This window comes from Chromohalobacter sp. 296-RDG, assembly GCF_029889885.1.
GTDB lineage: Bacteria > Pseudomonadota > Gammaproteobacteria > Pseudomonadales > Halomonadaceae > Chromohalobacter.
This window is the reverse complement of record NZ_JARANY010000008.1, coordinates 21,290-45,688: the sequence shown is the minus strand read 5'-3', so window position 1 is coordinate 45,688 and position 24,399 is coordinate 21,290. Positions and strand designations below refer to the sequence as shown.

21 protein-coding genes and 1 other RNA gene are annotated in these 24,399 nt (G+C 62.2%); 11 read left to right on the top strand and 11 right to left on the bottom strand.

Translation table 11 applies throughout. The features are described 5' to 3' along the window. Nucleotides 1–31: 31 nt before the first annotated feature. On the bottom strand, nucleotides 32–3,136 hold the full coding sequence (locus OP495_RS05215) for an efflux RND transporter permease subunit (RefSeq protein ID WP_280567670.1): 3,105 nt from the start codon (nucleotides 3,134–3,136) through the stop codon (nucleotides 32–34). Then, nucleotides 3,136–4,281, bottom strand: a complete 1,146-nt coding sequence (locus OP495_RS05210) for an efflux RND transporter periplasmic adaptor subunit (RefSeq protein WP_280567668.1) — start codon at nucleotides 4,279–4,281, stop codon at nucleotides 3,136–3,138. Before OP495_RS05210 ends, OP495_RS05215 begins: the two co-directional genes overlap by 1 nt. A 114-nt stretch (nucleotides 4,282–4,395) precedes the next feature. Between OP495_RS05210 and OP495_RS05205 the strand changes: the two genes are divergently transcribed. Beyond that, complete coding sequence (locus tag OP495_RS05205) at nucleotides 4,396–5,580, top strand: NAD(P)/FAD-dependent oxidoreductase (RefSeq protein ID WP_280561471.1); 1,185 nt, start codon at nucleotides 4,396–4,398, stop codon at nucleotides 5,578–5,580. A gap of 40 nt (nucleotides 5,581–5,620) precedes the next feature. After that, nucleotides 5,621–6,034 (top strand): hypothetical protein, encoded by a 414-nt coding sequence (locus OP495_RS05200; RefSeq protein WP_280567666.1) that lies wholly within the window; start codon nucleotides 5,621–5,623, stop codon nucleotides 6,032–6,034. Between the two features lie 43 nt (nucleotides 6,035–6,077). On the opposite strand, the gene OP495_RS05195 is transcribed toward OP495_RS05200, so the two are convergent. The 4 genes from OP495_RS05195 to OP495_RS05180 all read right to left on the bottom strand — a co-directional run bounded on the left by OP495_RS05195 (nucleotide 6,078) and on the right by OP495_RS05180 (nucleotide 8,200). Then, on the bottom strand, nucleotides 6,078–6,368 hold the full coding sequence (locus OP495_RS05195) for a YqjK-like family protein (RefSeq protein WP_280567662.1): 291 nt from the start codon (nucleotides 6,366–6,368) through the stop codon (nucleotides 6,078–6,080). Beyond that, nucleotides 6,355–6,750 carry a phage holin family protein gene (locus OP495_RS05190; RefSeq protein WP_280567660.1) on the bottom strand — a complete coding sequence of 132 codons (396 nt, stop codon included), beginning with the start codon at nucleotides 6,748–6,750 and terminating at the stop codon, nucleotides 6,355–6,357. Before OP495_RS05190 ends, OP495_RS05195 begins: the two co-directional genes overlap by 14 nt. Further along, nucleotides 6,750–7,082, bottom strand: coding sequence for a YqjD family protein (locus OP495_RS05185; protein ID WP_280567658.1), 333 nt, complete (start codon nucleotides 7,080–7,082; stop codon nucleotides 6,750–6,752). Before OP495_RS05185 ends, OP495_RS05190 begins: the two co-directional genes overlap by 1 nt. An 83-nt stretch (nucleotides 7,083–7,165) precedes the next feature. Continuing rightward, nucleotides 7,166–8,200 (bottom strand): phospholipase A, encoded by a 1,035-nt coding sequence (locus tag OP495_RS05180; RefSeq protein ID WP_280567656.1) that lies wholly within the window; start codon nucleotides 8,198–8,200, stop codon nucleotides 7,166–7,168. A 146-nt stretch (nucleotides 8,201–8,346) separates the two neighbouring features. Here OP495_RS05180 and mscK point away from each other — a divergent pair, with 146 nt between their 5' ends. Next, a complete protein-coding gene (gene mscK / locus OP495_RS05175) occupies nucleotides 8,347–11,823 on the top strand; it encodes a mechanosensitive channel MscK (RefSeq protein ID WP_280561465.1) in 3,477 nt (1,158 codons plus the stop codon). A gap of 13 nt (nucleotides 11,824–11,836) precedes the next feature. Here mscK and OP495_RS05170 read toward each other — a convergent pair whose 3' ends face one another. From OP495_RS05170 to OP495_RS05150, 5 genes are all read right to left on the bottom strand, one after another. Next, entirely contained in the window at nucleotides 11,837–12,595 is a 759-nt protein-coding gene (locus tag OP495_RS05170; RefSeq protein WP_280567654.1) for a TlyA family RNA methyltransferase, read from the bottom strand. 83 nt (nucleotides 12,596–12,678) lie between these two features. Then, nucleotides 12,679–13,779 carry an ABC transporter substrate-binding protein gene (locus OP495_RS05165; RefSeq protein ID WP_280567652.1) on the bottom strand — a complete coding sequence of 367 codons (1,101 nt, stop codon included), beginning with the start codon at nucleotides 13,777–13,779 and terminating at the stop codon, nucleotides 12,679–12,681. After that, nucleotides 13,776–15,158: a sensor histidine kinase gene (locus OP495_RS05160; protein ID WP_280567649.1), complete on the bottom strand. Its 1,383-nt coding sequence runs from the start codon at nucleotides 15,156–15,158 to the stop codon at nucleotides 13,776–13,778. Before OP495_RS05160 ends, OP495_RS05165 begins: the two co-directional genes overlap by 4 nt. Further along, nucleotides 15,155–15,844, bottom strand: a complete 690-nt coding sequence (locus tag OP495_RS05155; protein WP_280567647.1) for a response regulator transcription factor — start codon at nucleotides 15,842–15,844, stop codon at nucleotides 15,155–15,157. Before OP495_RS05155 ends, OP495_RS05160 begins: the two co-directional genes overlap by 4 nt. After that, entirely contained in the window at nucleotides 15,841–16,431 is a 591-nt protein-coding gene (locus tag OP495_RS05150; protein ID WP_280567646.1) for a helix-turn-helix domain-containing protein, read from the bottom strand. The genes OP495_RS05155 and OP495_RS05150 overlap by 4 nt, the downstream gene beginning before the upstream one ends. Before the next feature lie 199 nt (nucleotides 16,432–16,630). Here OP495_RS05150 and OP495_RS05145 point away from each other — a divergent pair, with 199 nt between their 5' ends. The 8 genes from OP495_RS05145 (at nucleotide 16,631) to rnd (ending at nucleotide 24,390) form a co-directional block, all read left to right on the top strand. After that, entirely contained in the window at nucleotides 16,631–17,617 is a 987-nt protein-coding gene (locus OP495_RS05145; RefSeq protein WP_280567642.1) for a tripartite tricarboxylate transporter substrate-binding protein, read from the top strand. Further along, nucleotides 17,614–18,066 carry a tripartite tricarboxylate transporter TctB family protein gene (locus OP495_RS05140; protein WP_280561457.1) on the top strand — a complete coding sequence of 151 codons (453 nt, stop codon included), beginning with the start codon at nucleotides 17,614–17,616 and terminating at the stop codon, nucleotides 18,064–18,066. Before OP495_RS05145 ends, OP495_RS05140 begins: the two co-directional genes overlap by 4 nt. Continuing rightward, on the top strand, nucleotides 18,066–19,580 hold the full coding sequence (locus OP495_RS05135; RefSeq protein ID WP_280561456.1) for a tripartite tricarboxylate transporter permease: 1,515 nt from the start codon (nucleotides 18,066–18,068) through the stop codon (nucleotides 19,578–19,580). Before OP495_RS05140 ends, OP495_RS05135 begins: the two co-directional genes overlap by 1 nt. A 327-nt stretch (nucleotides 19,581–19,907) precedes the next feature. Then, an RNA gene (gene ffs, locus OP495_RS05130) (signal recognition particle sRNA small type) lies at nucleotides 19,908–20,004 on the top strand. A 170-nt stretch (nucleotides 20,005–20,174) separates the two neighbouring features. Continuing rightward, nucleotides 20,175–22,247, top strand: coding sequence for a DNA polymerase III subunit gamma/tau (gene dnaX / locus OP495_RS05125; RefSeq protein ID WP_280567636.1), 2,073 nt, complete (start codon nucleotides 20,175–20,177; stop codon nucleotides 22,245–22,247). 45 nt (nucleotides 22,248–22,292) lie between these two features. Further along, a complete protein-coding gene (locus OP495_RS05120; RefSeq protein WP_280561454.1) occupies nucleotides 22,293–22,619 on the top strand; it encodes a YbaB/EbfC family nucleoid-associated protein in 327 nt (108 codons plus the stop codon). A 3-nt stretch (nucleotides 22,620–22,622) separates the two neighbouring features. Further along, nucleotides 22,623–23,234 (top strand): recombination mediator RecR, encoded by a 612-nt coding sequence (gene recR / locus OP495_RS05115; RefSeq protein ID WP_280561453.1) that lies wholly within the window; start codon nucleotides 22,623–22,625, stop codon nucleotides 23,232–23,234. Between the two features lie 28 nt (nucleotides 23,235–23,262). Beyond that, nucleotides 23,263–24,390: a ribonuclease D gene (gene rnd, locus OP495_RS05110; RefSeq protein ID WP_280561452.1), complete on the top strand. Its 1,128-nt coding sequence runs from the start codon at nucleotides 23,263–23,265 to the stop codon at nucleotides 24,388–24,390. Nucleotides 24,391–24,399 lie beyond the last annotated feature (9 nt).

Here is a 24,399-nt window from a genome sequence, read left to right as displayed (position 1 = left end):
GCGGCGCTTTTTTATCACGACGTTCCTCTTATCACGACGCTCCTTCCATCTCGCGCGTCAGACGACGTCTGACATCGCTGGGCGAGCCGGTATGCCGGGCCAGGATATCGTAGGCGACGGGCACCACCAGTAGCGTGAACAATGTGGCAGCGGCCACGCCACTGAAGATGACCGTGCCGATGACCAGGCGTGTTTCAGCGCCAGGGCCGCTGGCGAGAATCAACGGCACGGCGCCGGCCATGGTAGTCACTGCGGTCATCAGGATCGGGCGTAGGCGCGTCACCGAGGCATCGATCAGGGCGTCGCGGAAGGCGCGCCCTTCGTCGCGGAGCTGATTGGCGAACTCGACAATGAGGATGCCATTCTTGGCGGCCAGCCCGACCAGCATCACCATGCCTACCTGGCTGTAGATATTCAGCGACTGACCGGTCAGCCACAGGCCGAGCAGAGCGCCGCTTATCGCCAGGGGCACCGTCAGCATGATGACCAGCGGATGCACGAAGCTCTCGAACTGCGCTGCGAGTACCAGAAAGACCACCAGCAGACCCATGAGCATCAGGAAGGCGGTAGCGCCACTGGATTCCTGATAGTCCCGCGATGGGCCCTTGTAGTCGATCATGGCGTCGGCGGGCAGTTCCTCGTCGGCGATGGCGTTGAGATATCCCAGCGCCTCGCCCATGGAAGTGCCGTCCTCGAGATTGGCTTCCAGGGTGATCGCGCGGACGCGATTGAAGCGATTGAGCTCGCTGGCGTCGGCATAGTTGCTGAGAGTGACCAGACTCGCCAGCGGAATCAACTCGCCGCTGCGTTCGGAGCGCACCTGGATGTTGTCCAGTGCGCTGGGACTGCGCTGTGTGTCGCGCTCGCCTTCGAGCATCACGTCGTATTCCTCGCCGTCATCCACGTAGCTGGTCACACTGCGCCCACCGAGTAACGTTTGCAGGGTGCGGCCGATGGTATTGACGGTCACGCCGAGGGCGGCGGCGCGCTGGTAGTCGATCTCGATGCGCAGTTGGGGCTGGGTTTCCTTGTAGTCGCTCTCCACGGCGGTGAGTCCTGAATCATCCTCGCGGATGCGCTCGAACAGTCGGTCGCGCCAGGTGACCAGCGATTCGTAGGTACCGCCGCCGATCACGAATTGCACCGGTTTCTGAATGCGCCCGCCGAAGCCTTGTCGCATCACCGGGGCGGCCTCGACGCCGGGGAGGCCCGCGAGTCGCTGTCGCACGTCGGCCATGATGTCCCAGGCCGAGCGCCGCTCACCCCAATCAGCGAGACTGACAATTACCATGCCGTCGTTGAAGTTCTCGATATTGCCGTAGCCGCGCGGTGCGCGCACCGAGATGTTGCGGATCTCGCCTTCGTCGACCAGTGGCAGCAGGCGCGCCTCTATCTCGTCCATATAGTCCTGCATGTAGTCGAAGGTGGCGCCTTCGGGGCCGTTGACGAGGATGAAGAAATTGCCACGATCTTCCTTCGGGGTGTACTCGTTGGGTAGCTCGGTGAACAGCCAGGCCGTGGCGCCGAGCAGTGCGACGAACACGACCAGGCATAGCCAGCGCACGCGTAACAAAGTGAAGAGTACGTAGCGATAGAGGCGCTGGGTGGCGTCGAGCAAGGTATGTACGGCATGGCTGATGCGGCTTTCGTGCATACGCGGGTCGAGGATCTTGGAGCACATCATGGGGGCCAACGACAGCGCCAGCAGGCAGGAGATCGCCACGGCGGCGGCCAGGGTCAACGCGAATTCGGAAAACAATCGACCGATGTCGCCACGCAGAAAGCTCAACGGCACGAACACCGCGATCAACACCAGGGTGGTAGCGATGACCGCGAAGCCGATCTGGCGGGTGCCATGAAAGGCGGCTACCAACGGTGTTTCACCATAGAGCTGCATGCGGCGATGGACGTTTTCGAGTACCACGATGGCGTCGTCGACGACCAAACCTATGGCCAGCACCAGGGCAAGCAGCGTGAGCAGGTTCAGTGTAAAGCCGAAGGCGTTCAGGGCGATGAAGGTACCGATGATCGAGATCGGCACGGTGACCGCGGGCACCAGTGTGGTCCGCACATTGCCTAGAAACAGGAAAATCACGATGACGACCAGGCCCATGGCGATGAACAGCGTGGCGACGACTTCCTTCAGGGCGCCGGAGACGAATACCGAGGAATCGAAGTTGAGGCGCAGTTGCATGCCATCCGGCAGGGTCGATTTCAGGCGTTCCATCTCTGCCTTGATGCCTTGGGAGACCTCGAGAATGTTGGCGGTGGATTGCTTCATGACGCCCAGGCCGACCATGGGTACGCCGTTGCCGCGAAACAGAGAACGTTCCTCCACCGAGCCCACTTCGACACGTGCCACGTCGCTCAGTCGCGTGAGGTAGCCGTCATTGCCCTGGTCGATGACCAGGTCGCGGAAGTCGCTGGCGGTCTCGAAGCTGCGCGGCAGTCGCAGAGTGAATTGGCGTGAGTCGGACTCTAGAAAGCCCGCCGGGAGTTCGACGTTTTCGGCGCGCAATGCGCCTTCCACATCACTGACGGTCAGGTCGCGGGCGGCCAGCGCGTTGCGCTTCAGCCACACGCGCATGGCGTATTCCTTGCCGCCGCCGACGCGCACGCGCGAGACGCCGGTTTGCGTGGAGAAGCGGTCGACCAGGTAGCGATTAGCGTAATCGGTCAGTTCGGGAACCGAGTAGCCTTCTGCCGTGAGGCTCAGCCACATGATGACGTCGTCGCTGCTATCGGACTTTTCCACTTCGGGGGGATCGGCTTCCTCGGGCAGGTTGTCGCTGACCCCGGAAACCCGGTCGCGAATGTCGTTGGCCGCCGCTTCGATATCACGGTCGAGGCTGAAGGTGATGTCGATCTCGGATTCGCCATCGCTGCTGGTCGACTCGATGAGATCGATGCCTTCGATACCGGCGATGCGGTCTTCGATCACCTGGGTGATGCGAGTTTCCACGATATTCGCCGACGCGCCGGGATAGTTCGTTTCGACGCTGACCACCGGTGGGTCGATGGCGGGGTATTCCTGCACCGGCAAGCGTTCGAGCGCGAGGATGCCGAAGGCGATCAACAACAGGGCGAAGACGGTTGCCAGCACCGGACGCTGAATGGCGGTATCGGAAAGACGCATCAGCCATCTTCTCCGTCACGTTCTTGCTCGCCGCGTACTTCGACGTCACGCGCGGCCTTGAGAATCTCGCTGATCGTGCGGCTGCCATCGTCGAGCGCCAGGACATCCACGTGATCGCCATCGCGTACCTTATTCGTGCCGTGGCTGACGACCCAGTCGCCCGGTGCGAGGCCGTCGAGGATTTCGACGCTACCGACGTGGCGTTTGCCGATCTCCACCTGATGGCGTTGGATGCGGTTGTCCTTATCACGGATGATACGCATGACGTATTGGCGCTCGCCGCTGGGCACGAGGACGGACTCCGGCACCACCAGTGTCTGGCGTGAATTGCGTTCCAGCGTGACCACCATCAGCATGCCGGGGCGCAGCGTGCGCTCGGGATTGGGCAGGCGCGCGCGTACACTGACGCTGCGCGAGACAGGGTCGATACGCGTGCCGATGCTGGTCACTTCGCCATGAAAGGTACGTGTGGGATAGCTGGGCGTGGTGGCGCTGATCGGCAGCCCTGGTGCGAGCATGTCGAGCGCCGTCGCGGGGACAGTGAAGTCGAGCTTCATGTAATCGAGCTTGTCGAGCGTGACCAGCTCGGTGCCGGGTGTGACCAGTGCACCGACGCTGAGATTGCGCTGGCCGACGGTGCCGTCGAACGGCGCGCGCAAGCGGTGATCGGCGAGGCGTGTTTGTATCTCGTCGATCTGGGCGTCGGCCTGGGCGAGTTGAGCCCGGGCATCCTCAAAGTCGGCGCGGGTACCGACATTGCGGTCCTGCAGTTGTCGGGCGCGCCGCACGGCATTCTCGCGTTCTTGACGCAATGCGCGGGCGGCGCGCAGTTCGGCCTGTACCGCACTATCGTCGAGGCGAATCAGTAACTCGCCCTCGGCGACGCGTTGGGCGTCATCGAAATTGATTTCGGCCACGGCCTCGGTCACGGTCGCGGAAAGCGTCACGCTTTCGTCGGCACGCAGCGTGCCCAGTGCTTCCAGAGGGTCGCTCCACCTGGCGGTGGAGGCCTTCACGGCGATGACCTGCGTGCGGTCGGTGTCTTCCTGTGCCTTTGCGCCTGTCAGTGCCAGCAGGCTCAATGCCGCCAGCCCGAGGGTATACCGACCGAGTGCGCTCCCGGCTGGGAGAGAGAATACGGGCATAGTGTCTCGTTGTTGTGCTGTCGGTGACGATGACGAGCATACAGAATATACAGGTTCGTCGCTGTGACGCTTAACGCTTAGAATGTTCGCCTTTGCCAGCAATGAGACGCGACGATGGCACAGACCTATGATGTAGTGGTGATCGGTGCCGGCGCGGCGGGACTGATGTGCGCACTGACCGCCGGTTACGAGGGGCGGCGTGTGCTGGTGCTCGACCATGCCAACAAGGCGGGCAAGAAGATCTTGATGTCCGGGGGCGGGCGCTGCAATTTTACCAATCTGGCGACGGGGCCGGAGCATTTCTTCTCCGCCAACCCGCATTTCTGCATCTCTGCACTCAAGCGCTATACGCCGGGCCATTTCGTCGAGCTCGTCGAGCGCCACGGCATCGAGCATGTCGAGAAGGCGCCGGGGCAGCTTTTCTGTGCCGATTCGGCCAAGCCGATAGTGTCCATGTTGCTCACCGAATGCGAGTGGGCAGGCGCGGAAGTACGCCTCAAGACATGTATCACATCCCTCGAGCGACGCGGTGAAGGCATGCGTCTCAAGACCTCGAGTGGCGTCATCGACGCCGGTACGGTGGTCATTGCCACCGGCGGATTGTCGATTCCCACCATGGGTGCCACCGGTTTCGGCTATGACATCGCCCGTCAGTTTGGCTTGGGCGTCACCGAGACGCGTGCCGCGTTGGTGCCGTTCACATTGACCTCGCAATGGCGGGAAAGAGCCGCGTCGCTGGCGGGGATAAGCTGCCCGGTGACGGTCGAGGTCGGCGAAGGACGCTATCGTGAACCCATGCTGTTCACGCATCGCGGTGTCTCGGGGCCGGCCATGCTGCAGGCTTCCAGCCATTGGCAACCGGGCATGGCATTGTCCATCGACTTGCTGCCGGATACTGACGTTGCCGGGGAGCTGACCGCCATGCGTCACGAAGTGCCCAAGCGGCATGTGTCCACGTGGCTGGGCGAGCGGCTTCCCAAGCGCCTGGCGCAGGCCTGGTGCGAATGGCAAGGAATGACGGAACAGCCGCTGGGAGCGCTTTCCAATCGTGAGGTGTCACGCCTGGAGGACGATCTGAAACGCTGGCAGCTCAAACCCGCAGGGACCGAGGGCTGGCGGACCGCCGAGGTGACGCTAGGTGGCGTCGAGACACAGGCGATTTCTTCCAAGACCTTTGCCGTGGAAGGGCTACCGGCGCTGCGTTTCATCGGTGAGGCGCTGGATGTCACCGGTCAGTTGGGCGGCTTCAATTTTCAATGGGCTTGGGCCTCGGGCGTGGCCTGCGGGCAGGCCATGTAGTATAGCCTAGCAAGCGATGAGCAAGGTAGAGGAGTCGTCCATGCTGCGACGTGCATCGCAAGCGCTCTGGCAGGCCGTAGGCCAGTGGCTTCGTGCCAAGAAAACGACGCGGGAGCGCTTACCGGTGGTGGTGTGCGGGCTGGAATACGCGCATTATCGATTGCTGACGCATTTCGCACGTTCGACACGCTATAGGGCGTTGGCGGTGATCGACGATTACCCCTGGCATCACGGTACGCAAGTGGAGGGCGTACGCATCTACTATCCCAGTGAGGTGCCGTCACTGGTGGAACGTCATGGCGTGACGGCGGTGGTGTATTGCCATGAGGACGAGCTGGGCGTCTTCGCCGATGAAACGCGTGGGCAGTTGGCGACGTGGGGCGTGCCCTGTGTACGGCTGTTGCCGGACGAGGAGGATATCGATGTCGAGCTGACTCGCTGGCTGACACATTGAATATGAAAAAGCCCCCGGGCGGGGGCTTCATAACAATCGCGGGCTAACGGCGTGCGAGGCGGTACAAGGCGCGCGCTCGATTGACCAACAAGAGGGTCGAGAGTCCGCGACGCATCCAGGCGCGTGTGGACCTTGGCCGTCGTACGCCCTGCGCCGCGAGCAGACCGAAGCCACCGAGCAAAGGCGCACGCCACTGCATCAAGTGTTGCCAGCCGTGATCGATGGGTGCCGTGGCATCGCGCCAGTCATGCAGTGCATGCCCCATATCGAGACGTTGCTGCAGGATGCGGGTCTCGAGATATTCAAGTTCCGTAGCACGTTCACGACGATTCACGAGAGGCCCCCAGTGCTTGGCGGTCTTGTTCTAAATGACTCAAGGTGGATTGCATGAGTCGCCGACGTTTGGCGATGCGCTTGGCACCGTAAGCAAAGCATGCGGTGATGATGAACAGCACACCCGCGCACACACCAATTGCCAGTAAGCGATGATCTTCCCAATACAGGACCACCAGCATTAAAAGCAGCATGCCGATGGCGAACGAGAAAGTGATCAACGCTGCGCCCGCCAGCAACAGTAGGCTGAGCATGCGATCGCGTTCGGCTTCCAGCTCGAGCACGGCGAGGCGCAAACGCGTCTCGCCCGTGGCAATCACATTGGAAAGCAGACGCCGCGCCGAGGTAATGACGCGCTCCGCCGGTCCCTGGCGATCTGCCATTAGCGACGCCCGATGAGCAAGCCAATGACGACCCCGACACCAGCGCCGATGCCGATGCTGGTCCAGGGGTTGTCACGCACGTAACGATCGCAGCAATCCATCTGGTCGCGTGCGCTTTCGTAGAATTTTTCGCCGCGCGCCTCAAGCTTGGCGCGCGTATCGCTCAGACGCTGTTGAGCTCGCTCGCGCGCCTCGGTGATGTGTCCTCGAGAATCGTCAGCTGTCGCTTTGACCAGTTCTTCAACGGTCTGTGATAGGTGACGCAGGTCATCCTTGAGCTGCTCGGTGGAAGCTTCGCTTTCGCGGTGGCCGCCGGTAGGCTGCATGGTCATGGTGTCTTCCTTTGACAGGTTAATGGCATATTTAGCATAGCAGGCCAGGCCACCGTATCAACAGTGCTTCCTGGCCTGCATCGTTACTCTAGGCCAGGAATACCGGCCAGGAAGGTGTTGATGCTGAAACCGAGCCCTATACGGCGATTGATGTGGTCGTAGTCGATCAGGCTTTCGCCATAGCCATGATAATACTGAACGTAACCGCGAACCTTGCCGAATAGCGGGAAGGAGTAATCCAACTGGGCGCCGTAATGGTCCTTGCCGGGGTTGCCACGCATCAGCAGGGAAACTTCCTGATCGCCGAACGCGCGCACCATGGTGATGTCGCCATAGCCGATGTAATCCTGGAGGTCGGGGTTGTCGTCGTCTTCCTCGTTCTCGGGGACTCGCCAGTGGGGCGCGACGCTCACCGCCCACTCGCCGCGTTGGAACACCATATCGGCGTAGACACGATTCCAGCTACGCGACAACGGGTCAGAGCGGCCGTTGGACTGGTGAGCGAAACCGATGCGATTGATAGTGTTAGTCCAGCCTAGGGCGCTCATGTCGTTATCGAAGCTGACGAACATTTCGGGCTCGTAATTGGTTTCGCGAAATGGCGCCGACGCTTCGGAATTGTAGGCTTGCCACCAGCTTCGCTGGGTGTAGGCGAAGTACACATCGCCGTTATCGTCGAACAGGTCTTCGACCAGGTTGACCTTGAAGCTCAGCTGATACTTGACCTCGGCATTATCGGCGTTGGCCGCATCGCTGACCTGGCGGAAGCGGGCTTGATCCGGATTGGCGTTATAGGCCCACGGTAGTAGGTAGTTGCGCCGATACGTGGTCACTGCCAGAGGATTGCGCGACGACTCGCGTTCCAGTTCGCGACGTTTGTCGGCGCGGACTTCCACGTTCTTAGCCGCGCTTTCTTCGGGGGTGGCGTCAGCCTCTGTGGTCGCGGCGTCGTCGGCCAAGGTTTCGCGCAGCTCGTGAAGCTCCGCTTCCAGGGATTGGACGCGTGCTTCAATGGCCTCGCGTTCGCTATCGCTCAGGGTTGTGGCGGCCTGCGCAGAGGCGGACAGCATGAGCGTGAGCAACACGAGAATCGGCAAGCAGGGGCGTGGTGACTCCATGTCATTTAGTACCTTGTCGATGGCTAGCATTGGTCAGCGTGAATGTTTCTATCACGCTGGTAGTCGAACGCAAATATCCGCACGAGATTGCCATGTGCGTGTCACGCACCGACAATCGGCGCAACGTATGAGAACGAGGACAGAGCATGTCGTGTCGACGCTGGCATCATTTCTTCGCTTGGCAATGCTGGCCTGGGCGAGCGCATGCCAAGTGGCGTGTGATCCATTGTATCGCATGTGTCTCGATTTGCCTGCTGTGGGCGATTGGCGACGCCTCGGCGCAGTCGGCATTACCTGAACACGACGCGCTGACGACGCGTCTGGAGCGGCTGCAGTCCATTGAGCAGCCCGATAGCGACCAGCGCGCGGCCATAGACGATACGCGCGCGACGCTGGAGGCACTGAAAGAACTCGACTCGGTCGACGATAAACTCGACGCGCTCGAGCAGCGTGCGCAGAACGCCTCTCAGGAATCGCAATCCTTGACGCAACAGCTGCAGCGTCTGGAAGAGTCGTCGACGTCACCGCGTGAGAGCGACCTTGGCGATTTGTCGCTGGATGAGTTGCGCGAGCGTACCGGCGATGCCTTGGGAGAGCTCGAGACGCTGCAAAGCCGTCTGGCGGACGTCAATGCTCAGTTGATTAGTGCCCAGACTCTTCCCGAACGTGCCCAGACCTCGATCGCCGAAGCTCGGGAACGTGCCGATAGGCGTCAGTCGCAACTTGCCGAGCTGGGCGACGTCGAGGGATCAAGCGAGGCAGAACTTGCCCAGCGCGACCGCTATCGGGTCGAGCAGGCATTGGCCGAGCGACGCGCGCGCTGGCATCAGAGCGAGCTTTCGCACAATACCCGCCTGCGCGAGTTGGCGATGCAGCAGCGCGACGTGCTGGAAAAGCGAATTGCGCTCCAGGAAAGTCAATTGTCGACGTTGCAGGCCGCGTTGGACCGGGAGCGGCGCGAGCAGTCGGAGAAGGCTATCGCCGATGTCGGCCGCGAAGATGCCGAGGCCATCGCTGCCCACCCCGTGTTGACCAAGGTTCAGCAGGTCAATCGCGACCTGAGCGGTGAATTGCTGGAGGTGACCGATCGCGCTAACGAGCTGGTGCGCGAGGGGATCGAAACGCGAACCCAGCTTGATCGTGTGCGCCAGGTCCAGCGCACGCTCAACGAACAGATCGATGCGATTCGCGGCAGCTTGCTGCTGTCGCGAATCCTTCGCGAGCAGCGAGAGTCGTTGCCCGAAGTGGACGCACAAAGCGGGTTACAGGATGAAATCGCCGACCTGCGCCTACGTCAGTTCGATCTGTCGCAGCAACACGACGCCTTGCGACGCCCCCAGCAATTGGCCGATAAAAGCCTGGCCGATGCTGATATAGACGACGCCCCGGGGTTGCGTGAGGCGTTGACCAAGTTGTTCGAGTCGCGCCGCGAGTTGCTCGGCCAGCTCGATGAGGAATATGGCAACCTGCTGACGATTGCCATCAACCAGCAGCTCAATCAGCAACAGTTGCTGAAGATCAGTGACGAGCTGCGCGCGACCATCGAAGAGCAGTTGTTCTGGGTGGCCAACGGGCGCCCGCTGGACTTGACATGGTTGCGGCAGTTTCCGCGCACGCTGTGGCAGGGCACGACCGACGGCGACTGGCGTTCGACATTGGTGTCCGCGCAGCAGCGCCCCGATGGCGAGGCGTTCGCCATGGTGCCGCTGTTGATGCTTTCCGGCGGGTTGTTGTTATGGCGGCGTCGCCTCAAGGCGTCACTGCTACGGCTGCATGGGGAAATCGGGCGCCTCAAGCGTGACACCCAGATGCACACGCCCCGCGCGATTGCGCTCAATGCGTTGCTGGCCGCGCATGGCCCCTTGTTCTTGGCGGCCGTGGGTGGGGCGCTCAATCTGGGCGGGCATGGCTTCGCCGTGGTGCTGGGCGATGCGTTGCTGCAGCTGGCGCTGGCGTGGGGTGTCATCGCCTGGTCGCGACGACTGCTGGTCGCCGATGGCGTGGCTGCGCGCCACTTTCACTGGTCACCGCAGTACGTGCTGCGCTTGCGGCGCCTGTTGCTATGGTTGGGCATCGCACTGATTCCGGTCATTCTGATCAGCAACGTCGCGCCCTACAGCGATGGACGTCTGGCGGAGCGGCCGTTGTCGCTGCTGTTGCTGCTGCTGGGACTGGTGGCGATGACCGTCGTATTGGTGCGTCTGATCCTCGCTCATGTACCGTTTTTTGGTCTCAAGCTTTTCCGTCTGCTGCTGGGCTTGGCGTTATCGGTCGTGCCTTTGATACTGGCTGGCCTGATTGTCATGGGGTTCGAGTACACCGCGCTAAGTTTGATCGGCCGATTCATCACTTCGATCTATATTCTCGGGCTGTGGATTCTCGTCGAAGCTGCGGTCGTCCGCGGGTTGGCGGTTGCGGCGCGGCGCCTGGCCTATCGGCGCGCGGTGGCGCGTCGCCGTGCGCAGGCCAAGGAGGACACCGAAAGCGGCCTCGAGGTGGTCGAAGAGCCGCCGCTGGATATGGAGCAGGTCAACCAGCAGTCGCTGCGCCTGTCCAAGTTGATTCTGTTTCTGGGTTTTACCCTGCTGCTATACGTGGTGTGGGCGGACTTACTGAGCGTGTTGTCCTATCTCGACAACGTCACCGTATGGCAGGTTGAGAGCGGCCAGGGCGAGGCGATGACCACTAGCCCGATCGCCGTGGCCGATGTGCTCACGGCGCTGGTGCTGGTCGCGCTGACTTTGATGATGGCGCGCAACCTGCCTGGGCTTTTGGAGGTCATGGTGCTCTCGCGCCTGAGCCTCAAGCAGGGCAGTGCCTATGCTATTTCCTCGCTGCTTTCCTACACCATCGTGGGGACGGGGGTCGTGGTGTCGCTGGGAACGCTCGGGGTGTCGTGGGATAAGCTGCAATGGCTGGTCGCCGCACTGGGCGTGGGGCTGGGCTTCGGGCTACAGGAGATCTTCGCCAACTTCATTTCGGGGCTGATCATCCTGTTCGAACGCCCAGTACGTATCGGCGATACCATCACCCTGGGGAACTTGCACGGTACGGTCAGCCGTATTCGCATTCGTGCCACCACGGTGACGGATTTCGACCGCAAGGAAATCATCATCCCCAACAAGACCTTCGTTACCGATCAACTGATCAACTGGTCGCTTTCCGACAACATCACGCGGGTGGTGCTGACCTATGGCGTGTCGCATGGCTCCGACCTGGAACAGGTCCACCGCCTGATGCGCCAGGCCGCCGAGGAAAACCAACGCGTGCTGCGGGAGCCCGAGCCGCAGATATTCTGCCTTGAATATGGCGCGACGGCGTTCAGCTTCGAGTTGCGGATCTTCGTCAACGATTTGATGGATCGCCTGTATGCCAGCGATGAAATCAATCGACGCCTCGATGCCTTGTTCCACGAACACGGCATCCGCATTGCGTTCAATCAGATGGATGTCTGGCTGCACGATGCCTCGGGGCGGCAGGCTTGGGTAAGTTCGCAATCCCAGCAGAATGCCCCGTTGGGCGGCGAAGTAACGTCCTCAAGGCCGACGCGCCGCGATGGCATCGAGGATGTCGATACCGGTCGCAGCCCCGATGGAGACGGCACGGCTGGCAGCGATGAATGAGGGAGAGCGGCCGTCAGGTGCGCTTGATCGCATGCAGCAGGAACTCGCGGTTACCATCGCCGCCGCGCAGCGGGCTTTCCTGCCAGTGGCGAATCTCGAAACCGGTGTCGGCGCAGCTCTCGCGGATGCGAGCTTCCACCGTCGCGTAAAGAGCCGGATCGCGGACGATGCCGTGGGCGTCGACCTTGCGTGGACCGATCTCGAATTGCGGCTTGACCAGTGAGACCAAGTGCGCGCCAAAGGATAGCACGGCGGCGAGCTCGGGCAGGATCAAGGTCTGCGAGATGAAGGAAACGTCCATGACCGCCACGTGCAGTCCCTCCGGTGCCAGGACGGCGAGCCGCTCTTGGGGAAGCGCGCGGGCGTTGACGCCTTCCAGGCAGATGGCGCGTTCATCCTCGCGCAGCGACGCGTCGAGCTGCTCGCGCCCGACCTCGATACCCACCACACGCGCAGCGCCGTAGCGCAAGGCGCAATCCGTGAACCCGCCGGTGGATTGTCCCACGTCGAGTACCGTCATGCCTGCGAGGCGGAGTCCCAGTGTGTCGAGAACGGCCTCCAGCTTGAGTCCGGCGCGCGAGACGTAGCGCTCTTCCGGATCGTCGGCGAGCTGGAAACGGCTGTCGTCGGCGACTTTCTCGCCGGGCTTGGTCAGCGTGCGCGGAGGGTCCGTCGAGACCAGTGTGACTCGCCCATGACGGATCAGACGCTGAGCCCGCGTGCGTGAGCGTACCCAGCCCTGGGCGACGAGAAGTTGGTCGAGACGTTGCATGCCCACACCGCTGGAAGAGTTGCTGAAAAAGTGTCGATAAAACGACGTGCAGTATAGCGCGAGGCTGGGCGACGTTCATGCGTTCACGGCCCGCTGTCGCTGAGTCGCGTGTACTCGCGCTGCCAACGCTCGAGCAGCGAATGGCGCTTGAGGGTGTCGAGCGTGGCCAGCAGGCTGGGGTCGATGGCGATCGGGTGAATGGCATCGCCAAGGGTCTTGCGTAAGTCACGGGCAGTGCCTTCGCCTTCGAGTGCGGTGTGTACCGCCCCGAGCGGAGTCTTGTCGCGGATCACCTGCTGACCTTGACGGCTGAGCAGATAATCGACGAAGCGCTCGGCAGTCTTGGGGTGGGGCGCGCGCTTGGGAATCAGCACCAGACGCTGTGTCACCAGGGCATAATCGCTGGGAATGACCATTTCCAATTGCGGGTGATCGGCCACGAAATCGCGTGCATAGGAACCCAGCAAGTTATAGCCGACGGCGTAGCGTCCCTCGGCCAGGCCGTCGAGCATTTCTCCGGTGGTATCGGCCAGTTCTGCTTCCACGCCGCCCAAGGCGGCTACCAGTTCCCAGTAGCGCGGTGACATGTACGCGTCTTCGGTGGCATAAGTATAGCCGGCGCCGCTGCGCCAGGGGTCGTAAGTCACCACGCGACCTTTGAGACGCTGGCGTTCGCGGGTGAGCAAGCTCAGCAAGGCTTCGTGGCTGTCCGGTGGCGTGGCGCCCTCGAGGGCATCGCGTCGATAGACGATGACCACGGGTTCGAAGGTGAAGCCGAATAATTCGTGGCGCCAGCGAGACGCCTGAGGCCACTGCCGTGCTGCAGGCGTGGTCAGTGCCTGTGCATGACCGCGGTTGGCGAGTTGGTATTGCCAGGGCATCGCCGAGGACATCACTACGTCGGCAGAGGCCTCGTCTTCCGACAGGAAGCGCCGGTATAACGTGAGCGTGGTCAGGTTACGGTAGGTGAGGTCGATGTCGGGATAGCGTGCATGAAAATCGGCCAGCAGCGGGGCCATCAGACCGTTATCCAGAGCGCCGTGAATTTCCAGTGACGGCGCGTTGGCCTCATGGTCGGCGGTGTAACGCAGCACATGGGCGCCATCGGCCAGCGCCATGGCCGATAGCATCATGCCGGCGAGGGCGGCGGCCCAGCGCGCGAGCGAACGATAGGGCGCGGTCATGGTGTTGACTCCTCGGTGAAATGCAAGCGCACGCGCAAACCTGGTGGCTCGGCATTCGGGCGTGCCGGTACCAGAGTGAGTCTGGCGGCATGGGCCCGGGCGATACCGTCGACGATCGCCAGGCCAAGCCCCGAGCCTTGGTTGCCTTCCATGCCGCGATGGAAGGGACGCAGCACCAGCAGGCGTTGCGCCTCGGGGATGCCGGGACCGTCATCTTCGACCTCTAGACGCATCGGGTTCTCGCCGACGCGCACCGTAATGCGTGATGCGCCATAGCGGCTGGCGTTATCGATCAAGTTGGCCAGTGCCTCGGCGATCTGCCATTCGACCGCGTGCTGGATGACCGCATGTGACGGCGTCTCGACGCCCAGGTCGATGCCCGCGCGATGGCAGCTCGTCAGGGCGTCGCGTACGGCTTGCCGCGCGATGTCGCAAAGATCGATATCGCGGGCTTCCGGCATCGACTCGGGGTTGTTGAGGCGCGTCAGGGAGAGCAGTTGTGATGCAAGGCGCGCGGTCTTGTCGGCACTGCCGCGCATGACGCCGAGTGCATCGTGCCAGGCGCGTGGGTCGTCCTGACGCAGGGCGAGCTCGGCGCGTGCCGAAAGCCCTGCCAGCGGGGTGCGCAATTGGTGCGAGGCATCGCCGATGAAACGTTCCTGGTTGGCGCGCACGCGGCGCATGCGCGCCAACAGGTCGTTGAGGGTCTCGCGCAGTTCGGCGAGCTCGCGGGGGAGCGTCAGGTCGAGCGGTGCCAGGGTGCGCGGATCGCGGGCGCGGATCGCCCGGCGTAGTCGGGTCAGGGGCATCAACGCCATGCGTACCCCGAGCAGCACCACGCCAATGGCCAACATCGCCATGGCGATCAAACGCAGCATGCTGCCCTGGAAAAGCGTCTGTGTCAGGGCCTCGCGCCCTTCGCGGGTATGCGCCACGCGGACCTCGAAAGGCTGACGGTCGCGCCATCCCTCGAGTTGTGAGCGCCGCACGCCGAGGCGCAGCGCCATATCGTGCCACTGGATGTTGGTGAAGCGCATGCTGCCTTGCCCGTTATCGATGCGTGGCAGCTCGGCGTTGCCGCTGATGAAGTTGTCATGGGCATCGTAAAGGGCATAGAAAACGCGCTCTTCGGCGTTCGAGGCCAGCATTTTCAGGGCCGCCGGAGGCAAATCCATCCACAGTTGGCCCTGCTGGCGCTTGACCTGCTCGGCGATGGAGAGCGAGGCCGACTCGAGCAGTCGATCGAACGCCCGATCGGCGGTATCGCGCGAGGCCAGGTAGGACTGAACGAGCATCAAGGTCCCTAGGGCCAGCATGGGCACCAGTAGCCAGATCAGCAGGCGCCGGTAGAGGCTGGGCGAGTTGACTGATGGGCTCACGCCTCGCTCTCCAATAGATAACCCAGCCCCCTCACGGTGCGCAGCGTCAGTGACGAGTCGGCAAGACGCCGCCGCAGGCGGTGGATATAGACCTCGATGGCATTGTCACCGAGCGCGTCCTCGGCGAAGACGTGCTCGAGCAGATAGGCTTTTTCCACCGGTTCGCCAGCATGCCGCATAAGATACACCAGCAGGCGCTGCTCGCGAGGCGGCAGCTCGAGCGTGACATCATCAAGGGTAAAGCGTTGCGTCAGGGTATCGAAATGCAACGCCCCGACATGCAGCTGCGTGCCGTCGTCATGCTGACGACGACGCAAGAGGGCCCGCACCCGGGCTTCCAGTTCGTCCAGCGCAAAGGGCTTGGCCAGATAGTCGTCGGCGCCCAGATCGAGTCCCCTGACGCGATCTTCGATGGCACCGCGTGCGGTCAGGATCAAGACCGGCGTGTCGCTATCATGGCGACGCATGGCCTCGAGTATCTCGAGGCCGCCGCGGCCCGGCAGATTGAGATCGAGCAGGACCAATGCATAGCCATGCCCGGGGGAGCCCAGGCGCGTGAAGGTGGCGTCGCCGTCCTCGAGGGCGTCGACCCGGTAGCCAGCCAGGCTCAGGGCGTCGTACAACGTGCTGGCCAGCAGGGCATCGTCCTCGACCAGCAACAGGGGAGCAGTGGTTTCGGGGGTCATGACGGATAGTCCTGCAATGCGCGTTGGCTCAGTCGCGTCGCGGCTTCTTGCAGGGCGCGCCTCGCCTCACGAGCGGGCAAACGTCCTTTGGGGCCGGAAAGACTCAGCCAGTACGCGGTGTCGGGGACCGCTTGGCAAGTCATCGTCCCGCCTGGCAAGGCCAAAGAGGGGTCGCCGTCCTGCCACTGCCAGCGATAGCCGGGGTGTAACGTATGGCGCAGATCCGTGTCCGGCAAGGTGCTCAAACGGCACTCCACCTGGCCTTCCTCACATGAAAGTAGCGCGGCGGTTTCTCCGGTGTCGCGGCATAAACGTTCGAGAATCGGCATGACCAGGCTGGCCAACTGACGCGAAGGCACATGTCGGCGGGCTAGGCGCGCCGGCGTGGCCCCCAGACGATAGCGCCCGCGTGCATCGCGCTGCACGTAATCGTAACGCTCCAGCGAACCGAGCAAGCGTAACAGCGTGCTTTTATAAAGTGTGGTTGCCTCGGCCAGCTCGGCCAAGGTCAGGCTTTCATGCTGCGTGTCGAAGGCTTCCATGACGGATAGCGCACGCTCGACAGCCTCTACCCGGTCTTGCGCCATGGCGGGTCTCTCCAGGTGTTTGCGTGTCGCAATGGCGGTATTCAACTTTAGTCTTGAACGGCGGCGTGAGCGTTGACGCTCGCTTGTGACACGCCTAGTTTTCTGCTCAAGGGAACGTTGTTCTGCCTTACAGAACTGTAAGGTAAGTGTCAGGTTGCCTGCAACCCATTTCAATTCTCGTTCAAAGGGGATAACAACAATGTCTTTCAAGACGCCGCTCAAAATCGTCATGGCGGCCGCCCTGACACTGGGGGCCAGCACGGCCATGGCTTTCGAACCGTCCGGCAAGGTCGAGTGCATCGCGCCTTCTGATCCGGGCGGCGGCTGGGACTTCACTTGTCGCAGCATTGGCAATGTACTCGAGGATCTGGATCTCGTGCCGAGCAGTGTGCAGACCATCAACATGGCCGGCGCCGGTGGTGGGGTGGCCTATGCACACACCGTGAGCAAGCGTGCCGGAGACGAGCAGTTGCTGGTCGCCGCCTCCACTGCCACTACCACGCGCCTGGCGCAGGGCCAGTTTCAGGGCATGGATGCTGACATGGTCAACTGGATCGGTGCGCTGGGTGCCGATTATGGCGTCATCGCGGTAAGCAAGGATTCCGAGTACGAAAACCTCAATGATCTGATGGATGCCCTCAAGGACGATCCGCGTGCGGTGAAGTTCGCCGGTGGTAGTGCCAAGGGTGGCTGGGACCATCTCAAGGTGTTGATCGCGGCGAAAGCGGCCGACGTCGGCAAGCTGCCGAAGATCCCCTACCTCTCGTACAACAATGGGGGCGAGGCGCTGACACAGGTGGTCGGTGGCCACGTGGACGCGTTTACCGGTGATATTTCCGAGGCGAAAGGCTTCATGGAATCCGGTGATCTGCGCATCCTGGCCGTGCTCTCGGAAGAGCGCCTGCCTGGCGAATTCAGCGACATACCGACCGCCAAGGAGCAGGGCATCGATGCGCTGGGTCCCAACTGGCGTGGTTTCTACATGCCGGCGGATATTTCCGATGACGCCCGTGAGTACTGGATCGATGCGATGGACACCGTCTACGCAAGCGACGAATGGAAAGAGCTCATGAAGAAGAACGGGTTGATGCCGTTCCACAAGAGTGCTGATGAGTTCAACGCGTTCGTGAAAAAGCAGATCCAGGATATCCAAGAGCTTTCCAAGGAAATCGGACTGTCTAAATGAAATGCAATGACCGCGTCTTCGGTCTACTGATGCTCGTCCTGGCCGTCGCGTACGGCTGGGGCGCCACTCAGTTTCCCGAACCTTTCGGAGGAGGCGAGGCCATCGGGCCCGAGACATTTCCGATCTTGCTGGCTGTGGTGCTCGCGCTAAGTAGCCTGTATCTGATCGTCAAACCCGATTCGGGATCAGCATGGCCACCGATGCGTACGGGGCTGGAGCTGCTGATCGCCGTGGTGGTATTGATCGTCTACGTGCTGTTGCTTCAGCCCCTGGGCTTCATTATCACCACGACCCTGGCTGTCGGCACTCTGTGCTGGCGTATGGGGACGGCGCCCATTCGTGCCTACATCACGGGGCTGATTGCGGGAATTGTGGTGTATTTTTTGTTTACGATCGGCCTTGATTTGTCCCTGCCGCTGGGCGTGTTGAGTGTACTGGAGGGAAGTTGATGGAAACCCTGGGCTATCTGATTGATGGGTTTAGTGTCGCGTTGGCGCCGCACAACCTGATGTTTGCCTTGATCGGGGCCTTCCTGGGGACTTTGATCGGGGCCTTGCCGGGATTGGGACCCGCTAATGGCGTGGCCATCCTGATCCCGCTGGCCTTCACGCTGGGCCTACCCCCGGAGACCGCGCTGATCATGCTGACCTCCGTCTATGCCGGGGCCATGTATGGCGGGCGTATCTCGTCGATACTGCTCAATATTCCCGGTGATGAGCCGGCCATGATGACGTGTCTCGACGGTTACCCGATGGCCCAGAAAGGCAAGGCCGCCGAGGCGCTGGCGATCTCGGCGATCGCTTCCTTCATGGGGAGTTTGATCGCCACGATCGGTCTTATACTGCTGGCGCCGTTGCTGGCCAAGTTCGCGTTGACGTTTGGACCCGCAGAGTATTTCGCGCTGTTCGTGCTGGCCTTCGCCACCCTGGGGGGAATTACCGGCAAGAATCCCGTCAAGACGATTCTTGCGGCGGCCATTGGGTTGATGATCGCCACGGTGGGTATCGACAACACCGGCACCCAGCGCTACACCTTTGGTGTGCTGGAGCTCTACGAGGGCGTCGACTTCATCATTGCCATCGTCGGCTTGTTCGCGATTTCCGAACTGCTGTTCTTCATCGAGGCGCGTGCGGGCAGTGGCGGCGCTTCAGTGATGGTCAACAAGCTCAAGCTGTCCTGGAAGGATATCGGTTCGATCTTCCCCACCACGCTGCGTGGTGGTGTGCTGGGGTTCATTTCCGGGGTGCTACCGGGCGCCGGCGCGTCGCTGGGAAGTTTCATCAGCTATACCCTCGAGAAGAAGGTTCTGGGTAAAAAGGGAGATTTCGGCGAGGGCGATCCGCGCGGTGTCGCGGCGCCTGAGGCGGGCAACAACGGGGCGTCCTCCGGTGCCCTGGTGCCCATGCTCACGCTCGGCGTACCGGGAAGCGGTACAACGGCGGTGCTGCTGGCGCTGTTGATCTCGATGAACATCACTCCCGGGCCGATGATGTTTACCCAGAATGCCGATATCGTCTGGGGGGTCATCGCTGCCTTGTTGGTGGGTAACTTCCTGCTGTTGCTGCTGAACATTCCTTTGGTGGGGATGTTCGTCAAGCTGCTCTCGGTGCCGCCCAAGTACTTGCTGCCGATCGTGACGATGGTGGCGTTCGTGGGTATCTACTCGATCAGCAACTCTGCTTTCGATCTGTATTTCATGGTGGCCTTCGGCGTCGCCGGCTACATCCTGCGCAAGCTGGAGATCCCGCTGGTACCCATTATTCTGGGCTTGCTGTTGGGGCCGGAAATGGAAAAGAACCTTGGCCATGCACTAACAGTCTCCAATGGCGACTGGAGCGTGCTGTGGGGTAGCGGACTGTCGATCACGCTGTGGGCACTGGCCATCATCGGGTTGGTGTTGCCCGTGGTCGTGGGACCGGTCCTGCGGCGTCGCATGCGTGCTGCGCAGGAGAACGTCGGTTAACTCGATCCCCGACGTCTGATCAGTACGGTGCGTTTCTCTCGCCCCCGCCGGTATCCCGGTGGGGGCGAACGTCGTTGACGGTTGATCCAATGTCCCGTATCGGGAGCATGATCATTCTCCTTGAACGCGGGGAAGGCCGTGCTTTTCCACTCTCGTCCATAGTGCACGACAGGCGCTGGATCATTTGATGCCTTGCCGACCAGCGGTCACGCTGTTATAGTGCTGCGGCGTTCGGGGCAAGTCATTGAAAGCGCGTGGCGTTTTCCTTACATCCGGACGTATCGGTAGCGACATCATACTCGTCAACCGATTTTGCTGTGGTGGCCCTGTCGGTCCTCCCGCAACGCTAAACCGCGAACCCCGCCAGGCCCGGAAGGGAGCAACGGTAGTGGTGGCTGCGTGTGCCGGGATGTGGCTGATGGGGCCGCCTCCATTATGTCCCCCGTATTCTTGATCGACCTCGATGTCGACTCGCCCCTCGTCGAAGTTCCCGCTACCCGCTAGAATGGATGTTTTAACGATCTTCCCCTCTGTGTCGAGTGCTTGGTGCTGCCAGGTGAGAATCGGCCCGATCTGCAAGGACATCCCGACGGTATGAGTTACCAGGTTCTGGCCCGCAAATGGCGCCCCCGCACATTTCACGAACTGGTCGGCCAGGAGCATGTGTCGCGTGCATTGGTCAATGCGCTCGACCAGGGGCGTCTGCATCATGCCTATCTGTTTACCGGCACGCGCGGGGTCGGCAAGACGACGCTGGCGCGGATTCTCGCCAAGTGCCTGAACTGCCGGCAGGGCGTGACATCGGTACCATGCGGTGAATGCGAGACTTGCCGCGAGATCGACGAGGGCCGTTTCGTCGACCTGATCGAGGTCGACGCCGCCTCGCGGACCAAGGTTGAGGATACCCGCGAGCTGCTCGACAACGTGCAATACGCGCCGACCCAGGGGCGTTACAAGGTGTACCTCATCGATGAGGTGCACATGCTTTCCACGCACAGTTTCAATGCGCTGCTCAAGACGCTCGAGGAGCCGCCGCCTCACGTCAAGTTTCTGCTGGCGACGACCGATCCGCAGAAGCTCCCGGTGACGGTACTCTCGCGCTGCCTGCAGCTCACGCTCAAGAACATGCCGCCGGAGCGTGTAGTCGGGCATCTGACGCATATTCTCGAGGCCGAGTCGGTGGCTTTCGACGATCAGGCACTGTGGCTGCTGGGTAAGGCCGCCGAGGGCTCGATGCGCGACGCCTTGAGTCTGACCGACCAAGCCATTGCTTTCGGGCAGGGTGAGGTGCGTCATACCGATGTCGCCGCGATGCTGGGTACGCTCGATCATCGTCACCTGTTGGCACTGGCCGAAGCACTGGCCGAGGTCGATGCCGCGCGGGTCTTGCAGGAAGTCGCCAGCCTGGCCGAGCAAGGACCGGATTTCGGTGCCATCCTCGATGATCTGGCCAGCGTCTTCCATCGCCTGACCATCGCCCAGATGGTGCCGGATGCGCTGGATAATGGCCACGGTGACCGCGACACACTGCTGCCGCTGGCTGCGCGCTTCACCGCCGAGGACGTGCAGCTCTACTACCAGATCGCCTTGCAGGGGCGTGGCGACATGGAGAGCGCGCCGGACCCGCGTACCGCGCTGGAGATGACGCTGCTGCGCATGCTGGCGTTCCGGCCCCAGGGCGTACCCAAGCCGCCGCAGACACCGTTGCCGATTCGCGGCGCGGCCGAGAATGAAGCGCCATCCGCCGCGCCGCCGAGCGCTCCCACGGCTGAGCCCACGCCAAACCAACCGGCGTCTGCCGTCGCACCTTCGCCTGGCGAACCGTCGTCCCCCGAGAGCCAGGCGCCCGCAGCAGGCGATAGCAGTCCTGCGGCGGACGATAGCGGTGAAGATGTTTCGCGAGAGGTGCTTGAGACAGAAGGGCTTGAGACACAAGGGCTTGGAACAGAGCTGCCTGACACTGAAGTACCGGAAGTCGAAACGCCTACGGTAGCGGAAGAGACGCCACCTCCCATGGCTGATGCGCCGGGTGAATCTGCCGATGCCGCGCTTGAAGACGAGGCGCAACGCCAGGCGGACGCCGCTGGCGTTGCCGATGTGGACGATGCGCCGCCGTGGGCGCTAGATGACGCCCCGGGACCTGTCGCCTCCGAGCCACCCGCCGCCGTGCCGGAGCCCCCGGCGATGGATGTCGTCGCTGAGGCGGATGAGCCTGATCCCGAACCCTCGGCGCCTGTCGCCGCCATGCCCGAGACGGGCGCTTTCGACCACGCGCGTTGGCTGACGGTTTTCGAATCGCTGGCGCTGGGTGGGCTGACGCGCAACCTGGCGGCGCACTGCATCGTCGAGCACGACGACGGCGAAACGCTGGCGCTGCGGCTGGATCCGTCGCAGGGGGCGATGCTGGCCGATGTGCACGTCGAGCGTCTCACCAAGGCCTTGGCTGATCAGGGCATCGAGCGGCGCTTGAATGTCACGGTCGAGGCCCTGCCCGAGAACCTGGATACGCCGCGTTCGCAAAGTGAGCGGCTGGCACAAGAGCGTCATGCTCAAGCGGTTGAAGCGTTGCGCCGCGACCCGCACATTCAAATGCTAGAACACGATTTTGGCGCCCACTTGCTGGAACGCAGCGTGGCGCCGACCGATGGCGCCGCTTCCGATACGTAAGTCGTCGGCGGCTCTGACTTTTTAGAACTCCTTGAGGATACGAACATGATGAAAGGTGGAATGGGCAACATGATGAAACAGGCCCAGGAAATGCAGGAAAAGATGCAGAAGGTCCAGGAGGAAATCGCCGAGACCGAAGTCACGGGCGAGGCCGGGGCCGGCATGATCAAGGTCACCATGAACGGTCGTCACGACGTGAGTAACGTGAATGTCGACCCCTCGGTGATGGAAGAAGACAAGGAGCTGCTCGAGGATTTGCTGGCCGCTGCCGTCAACGATGCGGTGCGCAAGGTCGAGACGACATCCAAGGAGCGTATGGAAGAAGTCACCGCAGGGATGAACCTGCCGGCGGACTTCAAGATGCCGTTCTAAGCGATGGCGTTCTCTCCTCTCGTCGATCAACTGCTGGAGACGCTGCGTGTGTTGCCGGGCGTGGGTCCCAAGACCGCGCAGCGCATGGCTCTGCATCTGCTGGAACGTGACCGCGATGGCGGCCGTCGGCTTGTCGCCTCATTGGGCGAGGCCCTGGAGCAGGTAGGCTATTGTCAGCGCTGCCGCACGTTGACAGAGACGCCGCTATGCACCATTTGCCAGGATGCGCGGCGCGATGAAGGACTGCTGTGCGTCGTCGAATCGCCGGCCGACATGCTGGCGATCGAGCAGGCCGGCGGCTATCGCGGCCACTATTTCGTGCTCCACGGCCATTTGTCGCCGTTGGATGGCATCGGCCCCGAGGACATTGGGCTCGATCAGCTCGATGAGCGGCTCGCGAACGGTGCCATCGAGGAATTGATTCTGGCCACCAATCCCACCGTGGAAGGCGAGGCCACTGCGCACTACATCGCCGAACAACTGCATGGTACCGGCGTGCGTCTGTCACGCCTGGCGTACGGCGTGCCCATGGGAGGCGAGCTGGAATACGTGGATGGTGGCACGTTGAGTCGCGCCTTCAATGGTCGTTTGCCGTTCGCGCAAGAGTCGAGCTGACCCTCATTATCGTCAACAAGGATACGGGATGCCTCCGAGTTTCGAGATTCGCTGGGTGGAAACGCCCACCGCGCTGGCTGAGGCGTGCGAGGCGCTGGCCGACGCCGATTGGCTGGCGGTGGATACCGAGTTTCATCGCGAGTCGACGTTCTTTCCCATCGCGGCGCTGGTGCAGCTCTACGCCGGCGGCGATGAGGCCTTCCTGATCGATCCGCAAGTCGTGGCGGCCGATAGCGCTCTACAATCGCTTCTTGGGGCGGATGGACCGCTCAAGTTGCTGCATGCCAGCGGCGAAGACCTCGAAGTACTGGAGAGCTGGGCGGATGTCGCCGTCGCGCCAATCGTCGATACGCAGGTGGCGCAAAGCCTGCTGAGTACCCAGGCATCGCTGGGCTATCAACGCTTGGTCGAGCAGTGGACCGGTGACGTGTTGCCCAAGGAGGAAACGCGCTCGGACTGGCTGCGGCGTCCGTTGTCCGACTCACAGCTACGCTATGCCGCGCTGGACGTGGTCTATCTGCCGCTTGTCTGGCAGGTGCAGCGCGACGCGCTGGTACAGCAGGGACGTTTGGCCTGGCTGGAAGAAGAGTGCGCGCGCCTGTGCGAAGCGCATCGTCGCAACCGCGATGCCGATGAACAGTGGTATCGTCGTCATCGTCAGTTGTGGCGGCTCGAGCCGCGTCAGTTGGCGCTTTATCAGGCGCTCACGTGTTGGCGAGAAGGCGAGGTGCGACACCGCGATCTGCCACGGGGCTGGCTGGCGAGTGATAAGGTGCTGTTCGCGATCGCGGTGGAGATGCCGCACAACCGCCATCAGCTCTCGACCATCGAAGGCGTCAGGCCCAAGCTGATCAAACATGACGGCGATACCTTGCTGGCGATGGTGCAAGCCGCCGTTCACCTAGATGACGAGGCATTACCGGCATCGCTTCCACCACCGCATTCATCGGCGTTCAAGACGCGGCTCAAGGCGCTCAAGACTGTCGTCAACCGCGAGGCGGAACGCCTGGACATCGCTCCTGAGGTGTTGGCCAATCGCCGCGATCTCGAAGCCCTGGTGATGGCGGATCTGGACGGTGTGCCGCTGTCATTACCCCAGGGCTGGCGTGGCCACTTGCTGGCCGAGGCGTTCACCCAGGCACTGGCCGATCACTGAAAGGTGAAG

Bases quoted from the DNA above. Each gene is read 5' to 3' on its own strand.
- OP495_RS05200 (WP_280567666.1), top strand. From the start codon at position 5,621: ATGCTGCGACGTGCATCGCAAGCGCTCTGGCAGGCCGTAGGCCAGTGG.
- OP495_RS05150 (WP_280567646.1), bottom strand. From the start codon at position 16,431: ATGGCGCAAGACCGGGTAGAGGCTGTCGAGCGTGCGCTATCCGTCATG.
- OP495_RS05145 (WP_280567642.1), top strand. From the start codon at position 16,631: ATGTCTTTCAAGACGCCGCTCAAAATCGTCATGGCGGCCGCCCTGACA.
- dnaX (WP_280567636.1), top strand. From the start codon at position 20,175: ATGAGTTACCAGGTTCTGGCCCGCAAATGGCGCCCCCGCACATTTCAC.
- OP495_RS05155 (WP_280567647.1), bottom strand. From the start codon at position 15,844: ATGACCCCCGAAACCACTGCTCCCCTGTTGCTGGTCGAGGACGATGCC.
- mscK (WP_280561465.1), top strand. From the start codon at position 8,347: ATGTCGTGTCGACGCTGGCATCATTTCTTCGCTTGGCAATGCTGGCCT.
- OP495_RS05135 (WP_280561456.1), top strand. From the start codon at position 18,066: ATGGAAACCCTGGGCTATCTGATTGATGGGTTTAGTGTCGCGTTGGCG.
- OP495_RS05180 (WP_280567656.1), bottom strand. From the start codon at position 8,200: ATGGAGTCACCACGCCCCTGCTTGCCGATTCTCGTGTTGCTCACGCTC.
- OP495_RS05210 (WP_280567668.1), bottom strand. From the start codon at position 4,281: ATGCCCGTATTCTCTCTCCCAGCCGGGAGCGCACTCGGTCGGTATACC.
- OP495_RS05215 (WP_280567670.1), bottom strand. From the start codon at position 3,136: ATGCGTCTTTCCGATACCGCCATTCAGCGTCCGGTGCTGGCAACCGTC.
- OP495_RS05190 (WP_280567660.1), bottom strand. From the start codon at position 6,750: ATGGCAGATCGCCAGGGACCGGCGGAGCGCGTCATTACCTCGGCGCGG.
- OP495_RS05140 (WP_280561457.1), top strand. From the start codon at position 17,614: ATGAAATGCAATGACCGCGTCTTCGGTCTACTGATGCTCGTCCTGGCC.
- OP495_RS05205 (WP_280561471.1), top strand. From the start codon at position 4,396: ATGGCACAGACCTATGATGTAGTGGTGATCGGTGCCGGCGCGGCGGGA.
- OP495_RS05120 (WP_280561454.1), top strand. From the start codon at position 22,293: ATGATGAAAGGTGGAATGGGCAACATGATGAAACAGGCCCAGGAAATG.
- OP495_RS05165 (WP_280567652.1), bottom strand. From the start codon at position 13,779: ATGACCGCGCCCTATCGTTCGCTCGCGCGCTGGGCCGCCGCCCTCGCC.
- rnd (WP_280561452.1), top strand. From the start codon at position 23,263: ATGCCTCCGAGTTTCGAGATTCGCTGGGTGGAAACGCCCACCGCGCTG.
- OP495_RS05185 (WP_280567658.1), bottom strand. From the start codon at position 7,082: ATGACCATGCAGCCTACCGGCGGCCACCGCGAAAGCGAAGCTTCCACC.
- OP495_RS05170 (WP_280567654.1), bottom strand. From the start codon at position 12,595: ATGCAACGTCTCGACCAACTTCTCGTCGCCCAGGGCTGGGTACGCTCA.
- recR (WP_280561453.1), top strand. From the start codon at position 22,623: ATGGCGTTCTCTCCTCTCGTCGATCAACTGCTGGAGACGCTGCGTGTG.